Annotated in this window: 19 protein-coding genes; 13 read left to right on the top strand and 6 right to left on the bottom strand. The window is 52.9% G+C overall.

Annotated elements, in window-relative coordinates; genetic code table 11:
- Positions 1-8 precede the first annotated feature (8 nt).
- From pdxA to MIB40_RS06170, 3 genes are read right to left on the bottom strand one after another with little or no spacing between them, the layout of a single operon-like run.
- Positions 9-1,019: a 4-hydroxythreonine-4-phosphate dehydrogenase PdxA gene (gene pdxA / locus MIB40_RS06180; RefSeq protein ID WP_249692031.1), complete on the bottom strand. Its 1,011-nt coding sequence runs from the start codon at positions 1,017-1,019 to the stop codon at positions 9-11.
- A 15-nt stretch (positions 1,020-1,034) separates the two neighbouring features.
- Positions 1,035-2,309 (bottom strand): peptidylprolyl isomerase, encoded by a 1,275-nt coding sequence (locus MIB40_RS06175; protein ID WP_249692029.1) that lies wholly within the window; start codon positions 2,307-2,309, stop codon positions 1,035-1,037.
- A gap of 5 nt (positions 2,310-2,314) precedes the next feature.
- Positions 2,315-5,080: an LPS-assembly protein LptD gene (locus MIB40_RS06170; RefSeq protein ID WP_249692027.1), complete on the bottom strand. Its 2,766-nt coding sequence runs from the start codon at positions 5,078-5,080 to the stop codon at positions 2,315-2,317.
- Between the two features lie 279 nt (positions 5,081-5,359).
- Here MIB40_RS06170 and murU point away from each other — a divergent pair, with 279 nt between their 5' ends.
- Both murU and djlA read left to right on the top strand, forming a co-directional pair.
- The gene (gene murU / locus MIB40_RS06165; protein ID WP_249692025.1) at positions 5,360-6,040 is read left to right on the top strand and encodes an N-acetylmuramate alpha-1-phosphate uridylyltransferase MurU; all 681 of its coding nucleotides are present in this window, start codon (positions 5,360-5,362) and stop codon (positions 6,038-6,040) included.
- 2 nt (positions 6,041-6,042) lie between these two features.
- Positions 6,043-6,870, top strand: a complete 828-nt coding sequence (gene djlA / locus MIB40_RS06160; RefSeq protein WP_249692023.1) for a co-chaperone DjlA — start codon at positions 6,043-6,045, stop codon at positions 6,868-6,870.
- A 26-nt stretch (positions 6,871-6,896) separates the two neighbouring features.
- On the opposite strand, the gene MIB40_RS06155 is transcribed toward djlA, so the two are convergent.
- A complete protein-coding gene (locus MIB40_RS06155) occupies positions 6,897-7,772 on the bottom strand; it encodes a DUF3530 family protein (RefSeq protein ID WP_249692021.1) in 876 nt (291 codons plus the stop codon).
- 107 nt (positions 7,773-7,879) lie between these two features.
- Here MIB40_RS06155 and rpe point away from each other — a divergent pair, with 107 nt between their 5' ends.
- The 10 genes from rpe to MIB40_RS06105 all read left to right on the top strand — a co-directional run bounded on the left by rpe (position 7,880) and on the right by MIB40_RS06105 (position 16,762).
- The gene (gene rpe, locus MIB40_RS06150; protein WP_249692019.1) at positions 7,880-8,563 is read left to right on the top strand and encodes a ribulose-phosphate 3-epimerase; all 684 of its coding nucleotides are present in this window, start codon (positions 7,880-7,882) and stop codon (positions 8,561-8,563) included.
- Positions 8,564-8,689: 126 nt separating this feature from the next.
- The gene (locus MIB40_RS06145) at positions 8,690-10,147 is read left to right on the top strand and encodes an NAD-dependent succinate-semialdehyde dehydrogenase (protein ID WP_249692017.1); all 1,458 of its coding nucleotides are present in this window, start codon (positions 8,690-8,692) and stop codon (positions 10,145-10,147) included.
- A 44-nt stretch (positions 10,148-10,191) separates the two neighbouring features.
- The gene (locus tag MIB40_RS06140) at positions 10,192-10,860 is read left to right on the top strand and encodes a phosphoglycolate phosphatase (protein WP_249692015.1); all 669 of its coding nucleotides are present in this window, start codon (positions 10,192-10,194) and stop codon (positions 10,858-10,860) included.
- Between the two features lie 204 nt (positions 10,861-11,064).
- Entirely contained in the window at positions 11,065-12,543 is a 1,479-nt protein-coding gene (trpE, locus tag MIB40_RS06135; RefSeq protein ID WP_249692013.1) for an anthranilate synthase component I, read from the top strand.
- Between the two features lie 21 nt (positions 12,544-12,564).
- Positions 12,565-13,149 (top strand): anthranilate synthase component II, encoded by a 585-nt coding sequence (locus MIB40_RS06130; RefSeq protein ID WP_249692012.1) that lies wholly within the window; start codon positions 12,565-12,567, stop codon positions 13,147-13,149.
- Positions 13,150-13,220: 71 nt separating this feature from the next.
- Positions 13,221-14,264 (top strand): anthranilate phosphoribosyltransferase, encoded by a 1,044-nt coding sequence (gene trpD, locus MIB40_RS06125; RefSeq protein WP_249692010.1) that lies wholly within the window; start codon positions 13,221-13,223, stop codon positions 14,262-14,264.
- Positions 14,265-14,272: 8 nt separating this feature from the next.
- The gene (gene trpC / locus MIB40_RS06120; protein ID WP_249692008.1) at positions 14,273-15,076 is read left to right on the top strand and encodes an indole-3-glycerol phosphate synthase TrpC; all 804 of its coding nucleotides are present in this window, start codon (positions 14,273-14,275) and stop codon (positions 15,074-15,076) included.
- A 336-nt stretch (positions 15,077-15,412) separates the two neighbouring features.
- On the top strand, positions 15,413-15,778 hold the full coding sequence (locus MIB40_RS06115) for a DUF6172 family protein (RefSeq protein ID WP_249692007.1): 366 nt from the start codon (positions 15,413-15,415) through the stop codon (positions 15,776-15,778).
- Positions 15,779-15,828: 50 nt separating this feature from the next.
- Positions 15,829-16,320 carry a GNAT family N-acetyltransferase gene (locus tag MIB40_RS06110; RefSeq protein ID WP_249692005.1) on the top strand — a complete coding sequence of 164 codons (492 nt, stop codon included), beginning with the start codon at positions 15,829-15,831 and terminating at the stop codon, positions 16,318-16,320.
- Between the two features lie 52 nt (positions 16,321-16,372).
- Entirely contained in the window at positions 16,373-16,762 is a 390-nt protein-coding gene (locus tag MIB40_RS06105) for a hypothetical protein (protein ID WP_249692003.1), read from the top strand.
- Between the two features lie 172 nt (positions 16,763-16,934).
- Here the strand turns inward: MIB40_RS06105 and MIB40_RS06100 are convergent, their stop codons facing one another.
- Positions 16,935-17,978 carry an NADP-dependent oxidoreductase gene (locus MIB40_RS06100; protein WP_249692000.1) on the bottom strand — a complete coding sequence of 348 codons (1,044 nt, stop codon included), beginning with the start codon at positions 17,976-17,978 and terminating at the stop codon, positions 16,935-16,937.
- Between the two features lie 253 nt (positions 17,979-18,231).
- Here MIB40_RS06100 and MIB40_RS06095 point away from each other — a divergent pair, with 253 nt between their 5' ends.
- Positions 18,232-18,534: a cupin domain-containing protein gene (locus tag MIB40_RS06095; RefSeq protein ID WP_249691999.1), complete on the top strand. Its 303-nt coding sequence runs from the start codon at positions 18,232-18,234 to the stop codon at positions 18,532-18,534.
- Between the two features lie 246 nt (positions 18,535-18,780).
- Here the strand turns inward: MIB40_RS06095 and MIB40_RS06090 are convergent, their stop codons facing one another.
- Positions 18,781-20,682, bottom strand: coding sequence for a methyl-accepting chemotaxis protein (locus tag MIB40_RS06090; protein WP_249691997.1), 1,902 nt, complete (start codon positions 20,680-20,682; stop codon positions 18,781-18,783).
- Between the last annotated feature and the right edge of the window lie 383 nt (positions 20,683-21,065).

Genomic DNA, 21,065 nt, shown 5'->3' with positions numbered 1-21,065 from the left:
GCAATCTCTCAGTCGGATGGGCGGCTTTGTGCGGCACTCATCTGTTGGGCGTAACGAAAGGCGGTTAACAGGCTACCCAGGTCGGCCTTGCCGGTTCCGGCAAGATCCAGGGCGGTACCATGATCCACAGACGTGCGGATTATAGGTAAACCGAGAGTAATATTCACCGCTTTCCCGAACCCTTTGTGTTTGAGTACGGGAAGTCCCTGGTCGTGGAACATCGCCAGGGCTGCATCGGCGTCATCCAGATGGTGTTCGGTGAACAGTGAATCGGCTGGTAAGGGACCGATCAACTGCATTGATTCTTCGCGCAATTGATCCAGTACGGGTTCGATGACTTCGATCTCTTCTCGCCCAAGATGGCCACCTTCACCTGCGTGAGGGTTAAGTCCGCACACCAGTATGCGAGGCTCGGCCAGGCCGAACTTGTGAATCAGATCCTGGTGCAATATGCGGATCACCCGGCGCAATCGATCCGGGGTGATCTGGTCAGCGACCTCTCGAAGGGGCAGGTGAGTGGTCACCAATGCGACTCGAAGCCCTTCGGTTGCCAACATCATTACCACCATGGGCGTCTGGGTTTGTTCGGCGAGGTACTCGGTGTGCCCGCTAAATGCTATGCCGGCATCGTTAATAACGCCCTTATGCACGGGGGCGGTGACCATGGCGGAGAAATGACCCTTGAGGCAGCCTTGTATTGCAATATCCAGGGTGTTGAGGACATAGCGTGCGTTAGCGGTGTCCAGCTGGCCGGATACGCTTTGGGAGGCGAGCGGGGTGGAGATCAGGTTTATCTCTCCAGGCTGATGGGGGGGCAGACCCTGCCCGGAAGTCAGGTCCTTCTCGCCTATTTCGTGAAGGGCTAACGGAAGTTGAAGTTGCTCGGCTCTTTGCCGTAGCAATTGAGGGTCACCGATAACGGTAAATGGGGTATCCAGGGCCTGTTGCGCCAGTTGTACGCAGAGTTCCGGGCCGATACCCGCAGGCTCACCACTGGTGATGACAATAGGGGCAGGCATCGGCAAGGCTTCCGTTTAGATTTTGAGCTCGACGTAGGTGTCGTCGCGAATCTCCCGCAACCACAGCTCAACCTCTTCGTTGAATTTACGGTTGTGCAGGATATTACGAATACGGTTTTCCTTAACAGCCAGGCTCATATCCTGGTTACGCTCGCCCAGTACTTCAAGAATGTGCCAGCCATACTGGGTTTTGAAGGGTTGGCTCACTTCCCCGTGGGGCATTGATTTCATGACTTGTTGGAATTCCGACACCAGGTCGTTGGGGTTCACCCATTCCAGACGCCCGCCTTCGAGTGCAGAACCGGTATCGTCAGAGTGAGCCCGAGCCAGTTCTTCAAAGGATTCGCCATCGGCAATGCGATCATAAAGCTGAACCAGGAGTATTCTGGCGTCCTCGTCGCGGCGGATCTCGTTAGGTTTGATCAGAATGTGGCGGACATCGTACTGGCGCTGCATCATCTTGTTATCACCCCGTTTATCGGCCAAGCGTACAATATGGTAGCCACTGGCGCTGCGGATAGGGCGAGCAATCTCACCGACGTTCAATGAGGTGATCTGGGACGCGAAGAGGCTGGGCATCTGATCGGCTTTTCGCCAGCCGAGATCGCCACCATCGAGGGCCGACTGGCCCCGAGAATAGGTAATTGCCATCTTTTCAAACTCGGCCCCGGCCAGCAGCTCCTGATAAAGCTTGCCTGCGGTCTGCTTGGCCTGTGCAATCTGCTCGGGAGAGGCCGCATCGGGTAAGGGGATCAGAATATGAGACAAGCGATAATCCGCGGATAATTCATATTGACCCTCTTCCGAAAGCTCAAAGTTGCGTACTTCCTGGTCGGAGATACGAATGCGATCATTCACCCGCGCCTGGCGAATGCGGTTGATGGTCAGGTCCCGACGCACTTGCTCACGAGCCTCAGCATAGGAGGCGCCATCCGCTTCAATGGCCGCCTTGAATTCAACCAGATTCATATTATTGCGCTTGGCAATACTCTGCATGGTGTTGTTCAGGGTTTGGTCGTCGATGCGAATACCGGAACGTTCACCGATCTGGAGTTGAATGCTCTCCATAATCAGGCGTTCCATCACCTGACTCTGCAGGATCTCCCGTGGTGGCATAACACCATTGCGGCTACGAATCTGGTTTTCAACGCTCGAGATACGTTGCTCAAGTTCAGAGTACATCACCACATCATCGTTCACGATCGCAGCGATGCGGTCTAACGGTTCGATCTGGGCATGAGCGGTTAAGCTCGAAAGGGTCAGGGTTGCGCCTAAGGCAATTGTTCGCATCAATTTCATTTCACACCACTACTCTTGTCGTATTCTTCATAGCCTTTAATGCCTTCCAGGAAGCGGGTGTTGGTTCCAAAGCCTCCCAGTCCCTTGAGCACGAATTGTAATACAAAGGCATTCTCGGTGTTGGCATTCTCAATGTCGTCAGTGCTGCCGCTCAGTGACTGGCGGAACAGGAAGCGTACTTTGTAACAGCAACTGTCGTATTCGGTTCCTGCCATCACTTCAAGGCTTTCGTTGTTGGTCAGGTCATGGTTCCAGCGCCCCAAAAAGCTCCAGTTACCGTAAATGGGCCAAATAGCCGAGATATCCGACTGGGAGATGCTGCCATCATCGAACTGTCCCGCAATGGCGTTACCGTCATCGTCCTTAACGGTTCTATCCGGGCGTTTTTCGTAGCGGTAAGCAACATCCAGCATGCGTGCCGGGTCGGGATTGTAGCGGTAAGCGAAGAGATAGTCCTGGTTCCAGCTCTGGTCGGTGTTGTAGACCCACTCCTGGCGAATACTGCTGGCACGGCTGAAGTTCCAGACGAGTTCAGACGCGATAGGTGAGCTGGACGCTTCGGCTTCATCCAGAGTCCATTCGCGGCCCTGGCTGAGGTTACTGTCGGCACCGTCTTCGCTCTGGTCTTTCCCGTAATACGGATCGACCAGTACTTCACGATCTTCAAAGTAGTAGGTTTGACCAATCGCAAAGCGCAGGGTTTCAAAGCCGCTATCGTTCAGTAAGCGGGTGGTGATGCCCAGCGACACCTGGTTGGCATCCGCCAGTCGGTCACGGCCGCTGAAGCGATCTTCACGCCATAGGGAGTCGTAGCTGAAATTGTATTCGCCGGTATCGAACAGCGGATTCTGTTCCTGATCGTCCTGTTCAGGGACGTACAGGTAGAACAGGCGTGGCTCCAGAGTGTGGGTAAAGCTGCTACCGAAATAGCTGCTGGCACGATCAAAATAGAGTCCACTGTCGAGGCTGAACATCGGTGTGCTGGTGGACGGTGATGTGTCGTATTTGCGCCCGCCAGGATTGGTGTTCGGATCATCGAAGGCTGCTCGATCCAGGTTGGATAATTTATAGTGCAGAGTCTTGGCTTTGACCGTGGGTTCTATGTACGCAAAAGGCCATTGCCAGCGATAGCTGCTGCCGGTTTCGAGGTAGACTCGAGTGCCGTTGGCGTTGGTGATCTCATCGGTACCTTCTTCATAGATGCTACGCTCGACATCGTAGCGCTGATCAAATGAGTTCCTGTTAGCTTCAGGCACTTTACCAATATATTTCCAGTCGTCGTCACGAGTGAAGTAGGTGGCGTCGGCCAGCCAACTGAAGCTGAGTTGTTGGTTAGCATTCCAGCCGCCCTGGAATTCTATCTGAGGCAGTTTCTCGTAAGGATCATCCTTGTCCTGGCGCATGTTCTTGAACGCTTGGGCATTGGCGAGCAGTGACCAATAGAGGTCATCATCACCACCACGATAGCGGGTTTCAAACTGTTGGTTGAGATTGTCGGTTGATTCGACTTCCAGCGATGTGCCGAAGTCCTGTAAATAATCTTTATCGCTGGCGTTGGCAAAATCCAGGGTCGCGTCCCAACGGGAAGTGATCTGGTGCTCATGCTCCAGATTGACCAGCCAGCGATTTTCATCGTAATTACGGTTTTCGTCTTTGAGGTTATCACTTGGCAGGAAGGATCCGCCGATCTCTCCCTCGCTACTCTCGGTGAGGTAGCGGAATTCCGACTCGAGCGATACCCCTCGCTTGGTCTGCAAGCGGGGGGTGATGGTGGCATCGTAATTGGGTGCCAGGTTCAGGTAATAGGGCGCGATGATGTCGGTGCCGCTTTCGCTGCTGTAACCCAGTTCAGGGTAGAGGAAGCCTGACTGGCGTCGATCATCGATCGGGAAGTGGATATAAGGCGTGTAAAACACCGGAACATCTTTGACTCGCAGCACCGCGTGGGTGGCGCTACCGAAGCCGGTCTCATCGCTGATGCTGACTTCGCTACCGGTCAGTACCCAACTGTTATCGTTGGGTGCACAGGTAGTGTAGCTGGCATCGGTCATTTCGATAATGCCATCTTCGCGGCGCACAAACTGCTGTGCCTGTCCGCGGCTGTGCGCATCGTGCATGGCGAAGTTAACGCCTTCGGCATCCATGCGACCACTTTGGGTTTGTAGTCGGGTTTTATCGCTGACAACGAGCAGGTTGGGCTCACGCATGATGACATTGCCTTCGAACTCACCCATTTCGGTTTGTTCGAATAGGCGGGCCTTATCACTGCGCACTTCGCGATAGCCCTGACGAACGATCACATTGCCTGTGAAGGTCGCTTTTTCACCTGCCTTGTAGTCGGATGTGTCGGATTCTGCATGGATGGGGGCTTGGTTAATGTCGCCTTTAAAATCCTTACCGACACGTTCCGGCTCTATATATCGACCACCGCAGCTGGCGGGCAAGCCTTCGCGTTGCTCTTCGTTCAGCTGGGCGACGGGCACCCAATCAAGATTTAACCGTAACTGAGGAGATTGAGCGCTGGCTGTTTGGGCTGCTGATGAGGTGGCCGGTGAGGCTGTAGCGCCAATCGGCGTATTTGGCACGGCTTGGCCGGGGGAAGCTCCCAGGGGTTCACACACCCAGTTTTTTGAACTGTCAGGAAAACAGCGCCAGCGGCCATCACTGCCCGAGGCGTCGGCGGTGGTGCCTGTCGAAATCAATAAGCCGGCGCCAACGATTAAAGGAAAGCGCAGTTTAAAGGGGATGTTAGATACTGCCATAATGGGAACTGTCCGGGCGTCCTGTCGGAAAAGTGTGGGAACGGTTATGGTTCTTCGCTTGCTGTCCCGATGCCGGACAGGCAAGGGGTGATGATAAAGCATTCCTCGGGTGATGGGCTAGTCCGAAACAGCAGTCAATCGGATTGATCTGTAATGTTGTTGTCTTGCCATGAAAGAGTCTCGCCTATCTATTGAGCTTGAGCGCCTCATTGAATTAAGGTGTTGTGCTTTGCGGCGAAGACGTCGGACGGCTTAGTTAACACAGGTAAAACCATCATAATGAGAGCGATGATTCTCGCTGCGGGTTTGGGTAAGCGTATGCGTCCGTTAACCCTCGCTACCCCTAAACCCCTGATCCCAGTCTTGGGTAAACCCCTTATTGAATATCACCTTGAGCGTTTGGCCGCCGAAGGTTGTACCCGGGTGGTAATCAATCATGCCTGGTTGGGGGAGCAGCTCGAAACGCATTTGGGCTCGGGTGCTCGATGGGGATTACAGATTACCTATTCTCCAGAGGATGAGCCTTTGGAAACCGGTGGCGGGGTGTTCAATGCCTTGCCGTTGCTGGGATCGGACCCCTTTCTGTTAATCAATGGCGATGTCTGGACAGATTTTCCGCTCGGTCGTTTGTGCGGTGATATTGACCAGCTTGCGCATCTGGTGCTTGTGGATAACCCGGAACATCACCCCGAGGGCGATTTTGCCTTGCAGGGTTCCACTGTAGAGCCCTGCGGAGATCAATGCCTTACTTTTAGCGGTGTCAGCATTATTCACCCTGAACTGTTTGCCGGCGCCAGTCCGGGTAAATTTGCGCTGGCACCGTTGCTGCGTCAGGCTATGGGACAGGGTAAGGTAAGCGGCGAGTATTATTCGGGCCATTGGAGCGATGTTGGCACTATAGAACGCTTGCAGCAATTGGAGGCGCATTTACGTATGGGTACAAGGGTTGGGGAGAAGTAACCATGTGGGTTGGAACCATCATTGGTGCAGCGTTGGGTTTTTTCTGGGGAGGGCCTTTTGGTGCTATTTTGCTGGGGTTGATCGGACACTGGATTGACAGAAGCAATCAGTGGCGTGTGATGCGAGGCGGGCGAGCCGGTGGTGATTTTGCTCGGGTTGGCAGTGTCTCGGCGCAAACAGCTTTCTTTAACGCCACCTTCAAGGTGATGGGTAAGCTGGCCAAAGCTGATGGGCGGGTGTCAGAAAGTGAGATTCAGCTTGCCACAGCTCTGATGGACCATATGCGACTAACCGATGAACAGCGTCAGGAGGCCATTCGCCTGTTCAATGAAGGCAAGCGAGATGGTGCCGATATCTCCGCCGAGCTGGCAGCGCTAAGGGCCAGTGGTGGTGGCAGTAGCCTGATCCAGATGTTTATCGAGCTGCAATTGCAAGCCGCTTATGCCGATGGGGCGATGAGTGATGCAGAACTGACCGTCCTGATGGCCGCGTGCGATGCCCTGGGGTTGACCCGCTTTGGTTTCGAGTTGATTCATCAGCGTTTTCAGGCCCAGCGAGCCTTTCATTCCCGTTCCCAGCGACAAGCAGGTGCCGAGCGACCGAACCAGGAGCAAGAGGTACGAAATGCCTACGCAGTATTGGGGGTGCAAAGCAGTGTCAGCGATAGCGAGCTCAAACGGGCCTATCGCAAGCTTATGAACCAGCATCATCCCGATAAACTGGTGGCTAAGGGGCTGCCTAAAGAGATGATGGAAGTGGCTAAAGAGAAAGCGCAGGAGATTCAGGCGGCCTACGAAGTCCTTAAAAGCCACCGTAAGGGAAATCGGTAAGGTGACGGGGCCTATCTTGCCAGCCTTTAACGTCCTCCTCCGGGGTACCGCTGTAACCAGCTGCTAACGCGCTTGATCAGTTGTTGGTTGCTGGCATCAATACTGTTTTGAGGTCCGCTCAAGTTGATTCTGTGAAACTGTGAGTTGCCTGCGCGTTGAGCCGCGGCGTAACGCTCCGCTGAATCATCCAGATAGGCCTGGCCGTAATAGAGATCCAGCGTGAGCTGAGGGGTTTGTTCCAGCAGCTTAACGAGCTTGTCATCCTCATCGTTATTGACCTGGACAAGAACCAGTGCGGCAAAGGGGGCTTTCTGCTCGGCCAGAAAGCCTAGCACAGGCTCTGCCGTTGAGCCGGTCAACAATAGCACCTGGGGCTGGATGCCGAGGTTCGTCAGGTATTCGCTGGCGGCCAGCACCCTGGCCCCAAGTTGTTGTTTAAACCGTTGTTGAGCCTCCAGCCATTTCACGGATTGCTCTTCTCTGGCGCTTTCCTGTTCTGCCTGGGAACCTTCGCTGGGTGGCGGCACTGGCGGTGCGGGGCGCATCGGTGCGGCCAGACTCAGACTGTGCCAGCCGTGCTCGGGTAGCTGCTTGCGCAGTGGTGCAATCAGTACCGGCCAATCGGCATGTTGACCGGATTCTGCGACAAGAATGACCGCGCCCAGATCTTTGCTGCTGCGGCGTTGCAGGTAAAGGCCGATTGCCTGTTCATCGGCCAGAGGCAACTCGACCAGATCCGTTCCCCCATAGCGTTCGGTGAGTTCGTAGTTGAAGCGCACCCCAGTACCTGGCGGTTCCGCTCTTTCATTTGCTGGTTCTGGATCCGCCGGAGTTTCGGCGGTTAGTCCTGATACCGGCAATAAAACCATCAGAGCGCATAACAAGGACCTGATATAGGGCATGGAGAATCCGTTTGGCAAGGTGTTGCAGAGGTGTTTGCAGCTAGAGTGCACTGGCATTTAAGGTACAATAGGCGTTTTTCCTTATCAGCTCAACGAGACCTCAGCCGATGAAAGATTTTCTGATCGCTCCCAGTATTCTATCCGCCGATTTTGCTCGACTTGGGGAAGAGGTGGACAATGTACTCGCTGCCGGTGCCGATGTGGTCCATTTCGATGTCATGGATAATCATTATGTGCCTAATTTGACCATTGGCCCGATGGTTTGTGCAGCGTTGCGCAAGCATGGCGTCAGTGCGCCCATCGATGTGCACCTGATGGTCAAACCGGTCGATAGCATGATTGCCAGTTTTATTGATGCCGGTGCCAGCTATATCACTTTCCACCCCGAAGCGTCCGAGCATATCGACCGCTCCTTGCAAATGATTCGCGATGGAGGTTGTAAGGCGGGTTTGGTATTGAATCCGGCTACTCGCCTCGACTGCCTGGAACATGTGATGGACAAGCTTGATATGGTCTTGCTGATGTCCGTGAATCCAGGTTTTGGCGGGCAGAAATTTATACCTCACACCCTGAACAAATTGCGTCAGGCCCGGCAGCTGATCGATGCCAGCGGCCTTGATATTCGCCTGGAAGTCGATGGCGGAGTCTCGGCCGCCAATATTCGTGAAATTGCCGAAGCGGGTGCGGACACCTTTGTCGCAGGCTCAGCCATTTTTGGCACCGATGATTACGCCCAAACCATTGGTAAGATGCGTGATGCCCTGGCGTCGGTTAAAACATCCTCTGACTGAAGCTAGGACCTGGGCGCCGCCGGGTGTTGATCTTTGAAGCTCTCGCTACAAAAAGCTTGGAGTCTCGCCTATTTGTTTTATATATTGAACAAAATGTAAATAATAATTAAATGTCGGGAGGGGTGAATGCTTGCGTTAAACGATACTGACCTGTTGAGGACACAAGCCTATATCAATGGTGAATGGGTGTCTGCTGGCAACAACACCGAGTTTACAGTGCTCAATCCCGCGAACGGCGAAACCCTGGCCTCTGTGGCCGATCTTGGTGCGCTTGAGACGCGGCAGGCGATAGAGGCGGCGTATCAGGCGGGTATCGAATGGCGGCAGACGACGGCCAAGTATCGAGCCGGTCTGCTCAAGCGCTGGTTTGAGCTGATTATGCAGCACCAGGAAGATCTGGCCCGTATTATGACCGCGGAGCAGGGTAAACCACTGCTTGAGTCCCGCGGCGAAGTTGCCTATGGCGCCTCTTTCGTGGAATGGTTTGCCGAGGAAGCGAAGCGGGTATATGGCGAGACCATACCCACTCCCAGCAATGACAAGCGCATACTTACTATTCGCCAGCCCATAGGGGTTGTCGCGGCGATTACGCCCTGGAATTTCCCCAATGCGATGATTACCCGCAAGGTCGCCCCGGCGCTGGCGGCGGGCTGCACGGCGGTGGTCAAGCCGGGTGAGGACACACCGTTGTCTGCCTTGGCATTGGCGGAGCTGGCCGAGCGTGCCGGTATTCCGAAAGGGGTGTTCAATGTGGTCACCAGTAATGATGCCCCTGCGGTCGGCACCGAATTGTCGACCCATCCACGGGTGCGTAAGCTCTCGTTTACCGGTTCTACCCGGGTTGGCAAGTTGTTGATGAGCCAATGCGCCGGGACGGTGAAAAAGGTGGCCCTGGAACTTGGTGGTAATGCGCCCTTTATTGTCTTTGACGATGCCGATCTGGAGGCTGCGGTGGCCGGAGCCATGGCATCCAAATTCCGCAATGCTGGCCAGACCTGTGTCTGTGCCAATCGCTTTTTAGTCCAGCGTGGAATTTATGATCAATTTTCCCGCCGTTTGACCGAAGCCGTTACCCAGCTGCAAACCGGGAACGGTTTTGAAGCGGGCGTCACTACAGGACCATTGATTAACTCGCAGGCGCTTAACAAGGTTGATCAACTGGTACAGGGCGCTCGGCAACAAGGGGCCAAGGTGGTTTGTGGCGGTAAGCCCGATGCGCTGGGTGGCAACTATTACCAGCCCACGGTGTTAACCGATGTCAGCCAGCAGATGGATATTTCCAGCGAAGAGATTTTTGGCCCGGTGGCCACGTTGATCCCCTTTGATACCGAAGAGGAAGCCATTGCGGTCGCCAATGACACCCCTTATGGCCTGGCGGCTTACTTCTATTCTCGGGATATTGGTCGCGTATGGCGAGTCTCCGAAGGCCTTGAATATGGCATTGTGGGTGCCAACGAAGGCATCATATCCAGCGAAGTGGCGCCTTTTGGTGGCGTTAAGGAGTCGGGCATTGGTCGTGAGGGCTCCCGCTATGGCATCGATGACTTTGTTGAAATCAAATACCTCTGTATGGGTGGCATCTAGATTCTATTAGGGCCTGATAGGCTTTTGGGAGTAGAGAGACAGTTATGCGCTCTTTGTTTGATGGTCATTTACCCGCCGCTGTAATTTACGATCTGGATGGCACGCTGGTGGACAGCGTGCCCGATCTGCATCGGGCCGTGCAAGCCTTCCAGCAGCAATTAGGGTTGCCCTTATCGACTGAGACGCAGGTGCGAGATTGGGTAGGTAATGGCGCGGCCAAGCTGGTCGAAAGAGCCTTAAAGGCCACCGCCGGTGATGCAGCTGAAGCCATATTCGATGATGCCATGGGCCGATTCCTGAAGAGTTATCAGGCCACCAATGGCGAGCGAGCCCGTTTGTACCCGGGGGTGTTCGAATGTTTGCAGACTCTGGCGGAGCAGGGCGTTGCCCAGGCACTGGTGACCAATAAACCGATCGCCTTTACCCTGCCGCTGCTGGAGACGCTGGGTATTGCTGAATTCTTTGATCCAGTCTTGGGTGGCGATAGTTTGCCAGACAAAAAGCCGCACCCGGCACCGCTGCTGGCGGTTGCTGAACAGTTGCGGCTAGCACCGGAACAGTGCCTGATGGTGGGAGACTCAGTGAATGATTTGCTGGCTGCCCGGGCAGCGGGAATGCCGATAGCCTGTGTCAGCTATGGTTACAACCATGGTGAACCCATTGCCGCGAGCGGTCCTGACTTGCTGGTTGATTCACTGGCCAAGCTGCTATAGGGTAGCCATCATAGAGCGATCAGCCTAGGATGCCGTGTTGGCGGGCTGTCCAGAGTAATCGGTGGAGCAGGAAGTGAGTTATACCAAATTACAAGCTGGCGTCACCCGACGCTGGATACGGGGATTGAGCTGGCGATGGCATGCCAGTAGCTGCTAGTTCGTACGATTAAGGCCCCCTAATCCCGGTATAACAAGGATTCCGAGATGACTCCCGAACAGTTTTCCCAGCTGGCACATGCCGGCTACAACCGTATCCCCGTGATGCGCGAAGTACTTGCTGACCTCGATACCCCACTCAGTGCTTACCTGAAATTGGCCGACGGCCCATACTCCTATCTGCTCGAATCGGTACAGGGCGGCGAGAAGTGGGGGCGTTATTCCATGATCGGCCTGCCTTGTCACACGGTACTCAAAGCCTGTGGTAGCGAAGTGACCATCGAGACCGATGGCAAGGTGCTGGAGCGTCATCAGTGCGAAGATCCGCTGGACTTTGTCGAACAGTTTCAACAACGTTACAAGGTCGCCGAACCGGCTCAGCACCCTCGTTTCAATGGTGGTCTGGTCGGCTATTTTGGCTACGATTCGGTACGCTATATCGAACCACGTCTCGCTCCAGGCGAACCTCAAGATGATATAGGTAATCCGGACATTCTGTTGATGGTTTCCGACGAGGTGGTGGTATTCGATAACCTCAGTGGCAAGATCATTCTAATCTGTCATGTTGACCCGGTCATGGATAATGCCTATGACCATGCCCATCAACGCCTCGACCAACTGGTAGAGAAATTACGCAGTGCTCCGGTTGCTGATCTTCGGGTTAGCGATGGCGCCCAGTTGGCCGAAGACGATTTCCAGTCGGCGTTTGGCCAGCAGGCCTTCGAGGGTGCGGTCGACCGCATCAAGGATTACATTTTGGCGGGTGATGCCATGCAGGTGGTGGTGTCCCAGCGTATGAGCGTGCCCTTCGAGGCCCCGCCGCTGAATCTGTACCGAGCCCTTCGCTGCCTGAATCCTTCCCCCTATATGTATTTCCTGAATCTGGGAGATTTTCATATTGTTGGTTCTTCACCGGAAATTCTGGCCCATCTGGAAGATGGCCAGGTCACCGTGCGGCCGATTGCCGGCACCCGTAAACGCGGGTTGACCGAAGAGCAGGACCGAGCACTGGAAGAGGACCTTCTGGCGGACCCCAAAGAGATCGCCGAGCACCTGATGTTAATCGATCTGGGGCGCAATGATGCGGGCCGCGTGTCAGAAGTTGGCAGTGTCGAGCTGACCGATAAAATGGTGATTGAGCGTTACTCCCATGTGATGCACATTGTCTCCAATGTGCAGGGCAAACTGAAACCGGGACTAGGACCCATTGACGTACTGCGCGCTACCTTGCCGGCCGGTACGCTGAGCGGTGCCCCCAAGATTCGCGCGATGGAAATCATCGACGAGCTGGAGCCGGTCAAGCGCGGTGTGTACGGCGGCGCGGTCGGCTATATCTCCTGGAACGGCAATATGGATACTGCCATAGCGATTCGCACGGCAGTGATCAAAGACAACCGTCTCTATATTCAGGCGGGCGCCGGGGTAGTGGCCGATTCGGTGCCACGGTTGGAGTGGGAAGAAACCATGAACAAGGGGCGTGCGATTTTCCGCGCCGTGGCCATGGTACAGAACTCACTGGAACACTGATCGCCGAAGGAGCACACAACTATGTTACTGATGATCGATAATTATGACTCCTTCACCTTCAATGTGGTGCAGTATCTGGGGGAGTTAGGCGCCGAGGTGCAAGTGCACCGTAACGATGAAATCACCCTGGATCAGATCGAGGCGTTGGCCCCTGAGCGCATAGTGGTCTCGCCGGGTCCCTGTACGCCGAACGAAGCGGGTATCTCGATGGAGGTCATTCGTCACTTTGCTGGCCGTGTGCCGTTACTGGGTATTTGCCTGGGGCACCAGAGTATCGGTCAGGTGTTTGGTGGCCGTATTGTCCGGGCTCGACAGGTGATGCACGGCAAGGTATCTCCGGTTCACCATCGCAATGCCGGTGTGTTTGAGGGACTGCGCAACCCGCTGACGGCTACCCGCTACCATTCGCTGGTGATTGATCGGGAAAGCTTGCCCGACTGTCTGGAAATCACCGCCTGGACCGAACTCGAGGATGGATCAGTCGATGAGATTATGGGAGTTCGCCACCGCGAGTTGGCGATCGAAGGCGTGCAGTTTCACCCCGAATCCATACTGACAGAACAGGGTCATGATTTATTGGCCAATTTTCTGCGCCAGACAATCTAGGCACCCTATAGAGTAACGGGGTTCCCTGGTGGGCCTCGAGTCACAACTAAGGATTGATAAAGGACCGATAGATGGATATCAAACAAGCGATCAGTAATATTGCCGAGCATCTTGACCTTAGTCTGGAAGAGATGGAATCGGTGATGACCCAGGTTATGACAGGCCAATGTACCGATGCCCAGATCGCGGCTTTCCTGATTGCCCTGCGCATGAAATCGGAATCGATCGATGAGATTACCGGCGCCGCCAAGGTGATGCGTGAACTGGCGACACCGGTCCTGGTCAATGCCGAGCCGTTGGTGGACATTGTCGGTACCGGCGGTGATGGTGCCAATCTCTTCAATATCTCTACCGCGGCCTCTTTTGTGGTCGCGGCGGCGGGCGGCCATGTGGCCAAGCACGGTAACAGGGCAGTATCCAGCAGCTCCGGCAGTGCTGATGTGCTGGAAGCCGCAGACATCAATCTGGGTATGACGCCCGATCAAGTAGCTCGGGCCGTAGAGCAGATCGGGGTAGGATTTATGTTCGCCCCCGCCCACCATGGCGCCATGAAGCACGCGATCGGCCCGCGCCGTGAACTGGGACTTCGCACGATATTCAATATTCTCGGTCCTATGACCAACCCGGCCGGAGTCAAGCGCCAGCTGATCGGGGTGTTCACTAAGAAGTTATGCCGCCCCATGGCCGAAGTATTAAAGCAGCTCGGCAGCGAACACATTCTGGTGGTGCACGCCGAGGATGGTCTCGATGAAATCAGTCTGGCAACCGAGACTCATATTGCCGAGCTTAAAGACGGTAAGATCACCGAGTACTCTGTAACTCCAGAGGCTCTGGGTATTGAGAGCCGAAGCCTGATCGGCCTGGAAGTATCGACGGCGCAAGAGAGTCTGGCCCTGATTCGTCAGGCGCTGGACAAAGAGCCTGATACTAACGCTAGTAAGGCTGCCGATATTATTGCCTTGAATGCCGGCGCCGCGATCTACGTTGCGGGTCTGTCCAGCACCCTCAGTGATGGGGTGGCGATGGCGCAGGATGCTATCGCCAGCGGTTTAGCACGAGCAAAAATTGACGAGCTGGCCAGTTTCAGCCGCTACGCAACTGACAACGAGGAGTAACCCCGGCGATGAGTACGCCTACCATTCTGCGCAAAATTCTGGATCGTAAGGCCGAGGAAGTAGCCGAACGCCGTGCCCGCTGCGCTCTGGAAGCGTTGCAGGAAAAAGCCTTGCAGGCTGATCCTGCCAGAGGTTTTGTCAACGCGTTGGCGCGGCGGGTAGAGCAAGGCAATGCGGCGGTGATCGCCGAAATAAAAAAAGCCTCCCCCAGTAAGGGCGTGATCCGCGCTGACTTTCAACCCGCCGAAATTGCCGCCAGTTATGAGCGAGGCGGTGCCGCCTGTTTGTCGGTGTTGACCGATATCGATTTTTTCCAGGGCGCCGATGCCTATTTGCAGCAAGCTCGTGCTGCCTGTTCGCTTCCTGTTATTCGTAAGGATTTTATGATTGATCCTTACCAGGTGGTTGAGGCTCGAGCGCTGGGAGCCGATTGTATTTTGCTGATTGCCGCCGCGCTGGATGACAAACTGATGGCGCGACTGAATGAGGTTGCCATCGAGCAGGGGCTCGATGTGCTGATCGAAGTGCATAATGAAGCCGAACTCAAACGGGCATTGCCTCTGGGTAATCGCCTGATCGGCATCAATAACCGAGACCTGCACAGTTTTGATGTCAGCCTCGACAACAGTTACCGGTTGCTCGATCAAATTGGTGATGATCGTATTGTGATTACCGAAAGCGGTATTCATACCAGAGACGACGTTCAGGCCATGATCGATCATCGTGTGTACGGTTTTCTGGTGGGCGAAGCATTTATGCGCGCCGAGGAGCCGGGCGATAAGCTGGCCGAGTTGTTTGCTGGAACGCTGTAGTACCGGGGTAGAGTCTGCTTAGACAGTTTCCTGATAAGCCCCACCTGTTCGCTGCTTGTTTAGCCAGCGAACGCTTCTGGTGGCATGTCGGAAAACTCTTTCCTGGCCCTTGATAACAAGGGCTCTGGCGCCTGCAGCCAGGTTTCGAGTCAACCAGTCTCAAGGGGGTGGGCCTTGTTTGGCGAAAAGGCCGGCTCATGGCCATCGCTACGGGGAACAAACTCGCGTAGAATCGCCCGCCAACTAGCGCATCTATCGAGGAAGTAACCGGTCAGCCATTTTCTCTCGACAGGCTTTGCGCCGACGACCATGACCGAGCAACTATTGAAAGTAACTATGAAAAAGACATTCGCACTGACTCACCCAAAAATCAAAACACCCCGGTTGGTTGATTCGATCAAGCATGAGGCAAAAAAATACCTCAAGCGTGAACGCAACAAGGCACTTCCCCAAGGGGTTGATTACTGGGATTTTGATTGCAAATACGGCCCTGTCGAAGTTGATGCAGAAGAGATCCATGTGTCTGAAATTAACAAGTACATCGACAAGGCAGAGCAGCAACAACTGCCATCGTTCTATTTGGAAATTCTGGCCAAGCCCGGTTATCGCACTAAAAAAGAAACACTCTGGGCCGAGACTCAATCAGCTGAAGCTGACTCTGATGTCGATGATGAAGGTCGGGATGAAGAGGCTCAACCATAAAACCAACAGAATTCAATATTGATATGGCCGTTGAAACCCGGCGCCTGACAATGAGGCCAATTACCGAGCGTGATTGGCCTCTTTTTTTGGGCTTGCATACCGACCCTAAGGTTATAGCGCTCTGTTTTGATGAGCCGCCGATGAAAGAAATAAAAAACAAGTTTGCCGCTCGATTGCAGTCGTGGCATCCCGGTTCGGAGTCCTGGCTATGCTGGGTGATATCCGATCGGGCAAGCGGTAACGATATAGGGGTTACCGGTTTGGTCATGAATCGCGGTATAGCCGAGGTTGGCTATTTGCTATTGCCCCAATTTCATGGTCAGGGTTATGCGACCGAGTCACTTGCCGCTCTGTTGGACTGGGCCTTTAACGAGCATGATATTGCTCAGTACAGGGCAGCCGTTACCCAGGGTAATGCGGGTTCGGAATCTGTTTTACGAAAGTGTGACTTCGAGCTGCTGGCGATCGAGCCTGATGCCTATACCATTGGTGGAAAATGGTATGATGATTATGTTTACGTGCTCGATAAAAAGCTCATATAAATACTGATGCAGTATCAACGTCGGTCAATCGATTTAACAGGGAATGGGTGTCATGAAAAAAGCAGTCAGGAATAACAATCTGTATTACCTCGGAGTGTTGCTGGTGGTCTCTGGTAGTCTTTTCTTGTTGGGCTTGGGTGCTACGGCTTTTATGATTCTTCAAAACCCGGAAGAGGTTAACCTGGCCCGCGTGATTATGGCCTCTTTCGAGTCCACGGCACCACTGCTTAATGGCCGCGTTGGTAATCAGGAGTTTGTTCTGGAAGCAGCCTCATCTGTGAAATATGTGTTCTTCAGTTTTGTCGGCCTGTTTCTGGTCAGTATGATGATCAGTATTGCCAACGGCATGGTGGCGAGTGGAATACGGGTGGCGAAATATGCAGCAGGAGACCAGCAGGAAACGGAAGGCGATAATGGTCCTGTTCGAGGGTTTGAAGGCTAGCCATATTACCCAGCCCCAGTGCTTTTTACCCTAGTTTTATGGCTTAACACGCTGGCTTTTGTGCAAAATGGTCTTTTGCTTGCAGAAAAGAGTTGAGTGATTGATTCGCCCTGTATTGTGGCCAAATAGTCGAGATACAGAGCGAACAACTGTCGCAAACATATGAGGGCTTTTAGTTGAGCTCGTCTTCACCTACTCGAACGATCAGCTTGCCGAAATTATTACCCTGCAATAAACCCATAAACGCTTCAGGAGCGTTCTCCAGCCCCTGAGCGATATCTTCGCGATACTTCAGTTTCCCATCTTTGAGCCAGGATGTCATTGCCTGACTGAACTCTTCATATCGGTGGGCGTAATCATCGAACACGATAAAACCCTGCATCTTGATGCGTTTAACCAGCAAGCTACCCATAAGCAATGGCATGCGATCAGGGCCCTGCGGAAGTTCGGTAGCGTTGTATTGAGAAATCAAACCGCATAATGGTATTCGAGCGCAACTGTTGAGAAGTGGTAATACGCTATCAAATACTTGGCCGCCGACGTTTTCAAAATACACATCGATACCCTCGGGGCAGGCGTTCGCTAGCTGCACGAACAGGTCATCGGTCTTGTGATCGATACAACGGTCAAATCCGAGTTCGTCTTCTGCGTATTGGCATTTCTCACTGCCACCGGCGATGCCCACGACGTTGCATCCTTTTAACTTGGCGATCTGACCTACCAGACTTCCGACCGCACCGGTAGCGGCAGCCACTACCACGGTTTCTCCTGGCTGGGGGTTACCGATATCCAGTAACCCCATGTAGGCGGTTAGTCCGGGCATGCCCATCACACCCAGTGCGTAGGAAGGGGGCATGATGCTCGGGTCAAGTTTTACCAATCCTGTGCCATCGGATATCGAGTAATCCTGCCATCCGCCATAGGCTAATACCCAATCGCCTTGATTGAATCCGGAGCAATTTGAGTTAACTACGCGGCAAACAGTTCCGCCGACCATTACTTCGCCAAGTGCTACTGGATCGGCGTAGGATTTGGCATCGTTCATCCGCCCTCTCATATAGGGATCAAGCGATAAAAAGACCGTACGTAGTAACAACTCTCCCTCTTTTGGGCTCGGGATAGGGAGGCTTTCCATTTTGAAATTTTGTGATGTTGGAGCTCCTTGAGGGCGTTCGGCAAGAACGATTTGACGGTTCATCTGATTGTTCTGCAGCATGCAGTGTCTCCCCATTGTCGTAGGATATTGCCGTGTTGTCGGCAAGAATTATGGTAGAGGAAGTATAGGGTCATTGATTGAATTGTGACAATGTAGAATAAGTTGCGTTTATTGTCAGATGAATTGATACAAACCAGGCTTGTTTTATTCGCGTTGATGGGGGAACGAGGCTTTATACATACTCTTCACGCGAGGCTTTCAGACTATAAAGGGGACATCATGAAAAACACCATCGTGACTAAAGAAGAGATCGATGCCTGTAAAGGCGTTCATAAAACCCATTTTTTTTAATGAGAATGCGCAGCGGATCAATAAATCATTAAGTGATATGGCGGGGCCTGGCTATGATACAACGGAGCCTCACGTTCATTATTTCGAAGAGGAATGTGTGTACCTGCTCGAAGGTGAAGCCGAAGCGCGTTTGGGGGAGCAGCGAGTGTCAGTAAAGACCGGTGACTTTATCGGTTATCCAGCAGGCGGTGAGGTTCACGGACTACGTAATACTGGTAAAGGGGGGCTGAAATGTATCCTGGTTGGTCAGCGTCATGGACCATGATGTTTCAGATTATCCTGACAGGAATATGCGCCTGTTTAGAAATAAGGGCCTGCCATGGAATTTGGTGAACGTTGAACGTATCAGTGATCCTGAGGCGTGAATAGAAAACGCAATACGATATGTAACCTGGAAAAAACTTTGTTAAACCCTAAGGGATGACGGGTATCGACAACAGCGCAGGAAGCAAAAAAACAACGCACAGGCCCTCATTAAGATTACCCAATCAGGGCCTGCGTATCCTTATCGTTAGATTTTAAATTTTCCTACAATGCTTGCCAGCTGGGCATTGGTCTCCCCCAGAGCCTTGCAGTTTGCGAGCTCCTTCTCTCCGTTTTCGGAGAGTACTTCGGCCATATCCGTTATAGAGGACATGTTCCGGCTGATATCTTCAGAAACTGCACTTTGCTCTTCAGCGGCGGTAGCGATTTCGATCGCAATATCATTAATGTTAATGACGGATTCCGCCATGCTGTCGAGATCCTTATTGACCCGCTCGGTGCTTTCGGCGGTGTGACTGCAACTCTCTTTAATGGCGTCCATATTGGTGACCAGGCGATTAGCGCCAGAGGTCAGGGTCGTCAGCATGTTTTCGATTTCCGAGGTGCTCTCCTGTGTGCGAGCGGCGAGAGCCCGTACTTCATCGGCAACCACGGCGAATCCCCTGCCTTGTTCGCCAGCCCGGGCCGCCTCAATCGCAGCGTTTAGTGCTAACAGGTTGGTTTGATCAGCAATATCTCCAATCACTTTCAGTAAGTTGGCAATATTAAGGATGTTGTTGTTCATATTGGCGATATCGTTGGACATGGATTCGACTTCGCTTACCAGTGATGACACGGTTTGTACCGCGTTCGAAACCACCACCTTGGACGCCTCGGCCTGATCCTTGGCATTTTGCGTATGGGTCGAAGCTTCGGACGCATGTCGAGCCACGTTTTCGGCGGTGGCGCTCATTTCGTGAACGGCAGTGACCACCTGGTTGGTTTCGTTAAAGTGTGATTGCAAGACTTCACTGTTTTGTTCCGATTGGGTCGTGAGTTGGTTGACTCGGGTTGAAGTGTCCTGGGTTGATTGGGCTACTTCCTGCATCATTGATTGCAGGCTGCCAATAAAGGTATTGATACCCGATGAGATCTGCCCAAGATCGTCCTTGCTTTTAACATCGAGTCGGCGTGTAAGGTCACCCGTACCGGCGGACAGATCGAGTACCGTGCTTTTCAGGGCCACAATGGGTTGGTATAGCCTGTTCAGCACGGCTAACACAATGGCTACCGCGATGATGATAACGATCAGCGAAGTGATCACCGCTTGGGTCAATTGCTCTTCGATTTCGGCATAAATAACAGATTCTTCGACACCCACATAGAGAAACCATCGATTATTGTCTGGTAACTGAATGTCGGAGAAGTAAGCACGTTTTTTAACACCGGCCCATTCATAATCAGAGGCACCATCACCTTGTTCGGTCATTTTTCTTTCGAGATCTGGCAAGTCGAAATAAATACCGATCTCATCCGTCGGGTCTGTGGAGGCTAATTGGGTGAACTCTTCACTCAGGATAAGCAGTACGGCACCTGGGAAATTTACCTTTGAGATAGTATCGTGAAGAATGTCTAAGGAAATGTCGCCGGCGACGGCGCCCTGGTCACCGATGGGGCTCGCCACACTGACCATCAGTCCACCGGTAGTGTCGTCGGTATAGATATCGGTCAAAATCGTGGTTCTTTTGGCTAAAGCGGCTTTGTACCAATCACGGGTTCTGGGGTCGTAATCATTAACGTCGAACACACCGTTATCGCCGCCCGAGTCGCCAAACGCCCGACCATCGCTATAGCCGGCTGTAAAGCTGGCAAACCCGGCTGACTGGGTTACCATCTTGGCGATATCAACATAATCACTGTTTGCATGATCACCAGAAAAGTAATTGCGACTGGACTCCAATGCCGATACCCAGGCCTGCATTGCAAGCTCTACCTCATGGGATGCATTGTCCACAATGAGTCGTGATTTGCTCTCAATGGACTCAATTTGTGTTTTTTTAAATTCGTTATAAGACAACCAATTAGCTATCAGTAAGGCGAAAGACACTAAAAGAGTGATGGTCAATACGAGGCGTTGTTTGAAGCCTACGTTCTGTAATGAAAAAGACATTCCAAGCTCCTTTTATACGTACGTATGTTCCGTATACGTATTTGACTTAAGATCATAACAATTACAATAACTGTCCAGTATTGTCGCAGCTCTAATACTGTCAGTGCGGCTAGCGAACTGATTTTCGAACCATCGGGCGTGTTGCCATCATAATGCCAATAGCTAATAGAACGTTGGCTTGATATCGCTGTGATTGTTCAGTGTAGATAGTTCAGTCTAGCTTTAAACTGTTTTTATGCACGAAAAACTGATGGTTGATTATGGTTTTATGGGAGAGTCGAGAGTTGTTCTGCTGATGCGTCAATTCCACTTTTTTGTTGATAAGTGAGATAACCATTGTTTTTCAATCTGTTAGAAAGTTATTGATTGATCTTACAAGAAAT

Origin of the sequence: Aestuariirhabdus haliotis, from assembly GCF_023509475.1 — a bacterium.
Lineage (GTDB): Bacteria > Pseudomonadota > Gammaproteobacteria > Pseudomonadales > Aestuariirhabdaceae > Aestuariirhabdus > Aestuariirhabdus haliotis.
Note: the sequence above shows the minus strand (reverse complement) of the source record. Positions and strands in the feature narration are given on the sequence as shown.

Coding starts and splice junctions, on each gene's coding strand:
- pdxA (WP_249692031.1), bottom strand. CDS start 1,019: ATGCCTGCCCCTATTGTCATCACCAGTGGTGAGCCTGCGGGTATCGGC.
- MIB40_RS06175 (WP_249692029.1), bottom strand. CDS start 2,309: ATGCGAACAATTGCCTTAGGCGCAACCCTGACCCTTTCGAGCTTAACC.
- MIB40_RS06170 (WP_249692027.1), bottom strand. CDS start 5,080: ATGGCAGTATCTAACATCCCCTTTAAACTGCGCTTTCCTTTAATCGTT.
- murU (WP_249692025.1), top strand. CDS start 5,360: ATGAGAGCGATGATTCTCGCTGCGGGTTTGGGTAAGCGTATGCGTCCG.
- djlA (WP_249692023.1), top strand. CDS start 6,043: ATGTGGGTTGGAACCATCATTGGTGCAGCGTTGGGTTTTTTCTGGGGA.
- MIB40_RS06155 (WP_249692021.1), bottom strand. CDS start 7,772: ATGCCCTATATCAGGTCCTTGTTATGCGCTCTGATGGTTTTATTGCCG.
- rpe (WP_249692019.1), top strand. CDS start 7,880: ATGAAAGATTTTCTGATCGCTCCCAGTATTCTATCCGCCGATTTTGCT.
- MIB40_RS06145 (WP_249692017.1), top strand. CDS start 8,690: ATGCTTGCGTTAAACGATACTGACCTGTTGAGGACACAAGCCTATATC.
- MIB40_RS06140 (WP_249692015.1), top strand. CDS start 10,192: ATGCGCTCTTTGTTTGATGGTCATTTACCCGCCGCTGTAATTTACGAT.
- trpE (WP_249692013.1), top strand. CDS start 11,065: ATGACTCCCGAACAGTTTTCCCAGCTGGCACATGCCGGCTACAACCGT.
- MIB40_RS06130 (WP_249692012.1), top strand. CDS start 12,565: ATGTTACTGATGATCGATAATTATGACTCCTTCACCTTCAATGTGGTG.
- trpD (WP_249692010.1), top strand. CDS start 13,221: ATGGATATCAAACAAGCGATCAGTAATATTGCCGAGCATCTTGACCTT.
- trpC (WP_249692008.1), top strand. CDS start 14,273: ATGAGTACGCCTACCATTCTGCGCAAAATTCTGGATCGTAAGGCCGAG.
- MIB40_RS06115 (WP_249692007.1), top strand. CDS start 15,413: ATGAAAAAGACATTCGCACTGACTCACCCAAAAATCAAAACACCCCGG.
- MIB40_RS06110 (WP_249692005.1), top strand. CDS start 15,829: ATGAGGCCAATTACCGAGCGTGATTGGCCTCTTTTTTTGGGCTTGCAT.
- MIB40_RS06105 (WP_249692003.1), top strand. CDS start 16,373: ATGAAAAAAGCAGTCAGGAATAACAATCTGTATTACCTCGGAGTGTTG.
- MIB40_RS06100 (WP_249692000.1), bottom strand. CDS start 17,978: ATGCTGCAGAACAATCAGATGAACCGTCAAATCGTTCTTGCCGAACGC.
- MIB40_RS06095 (WP_249691999.1), top strand. CDS start 18,232: ATGCCTGTAAAGGCGTTCATAAAACCCATTTTTTTTAATGAGAATGCG.
- MIB40_RS06090 (WP_249691997.1), bottom strand. CDS start 20,682: ATGTCTTTTTCATTACAGAACGTAGGCTTCAAACAACGCCTCGTATTG.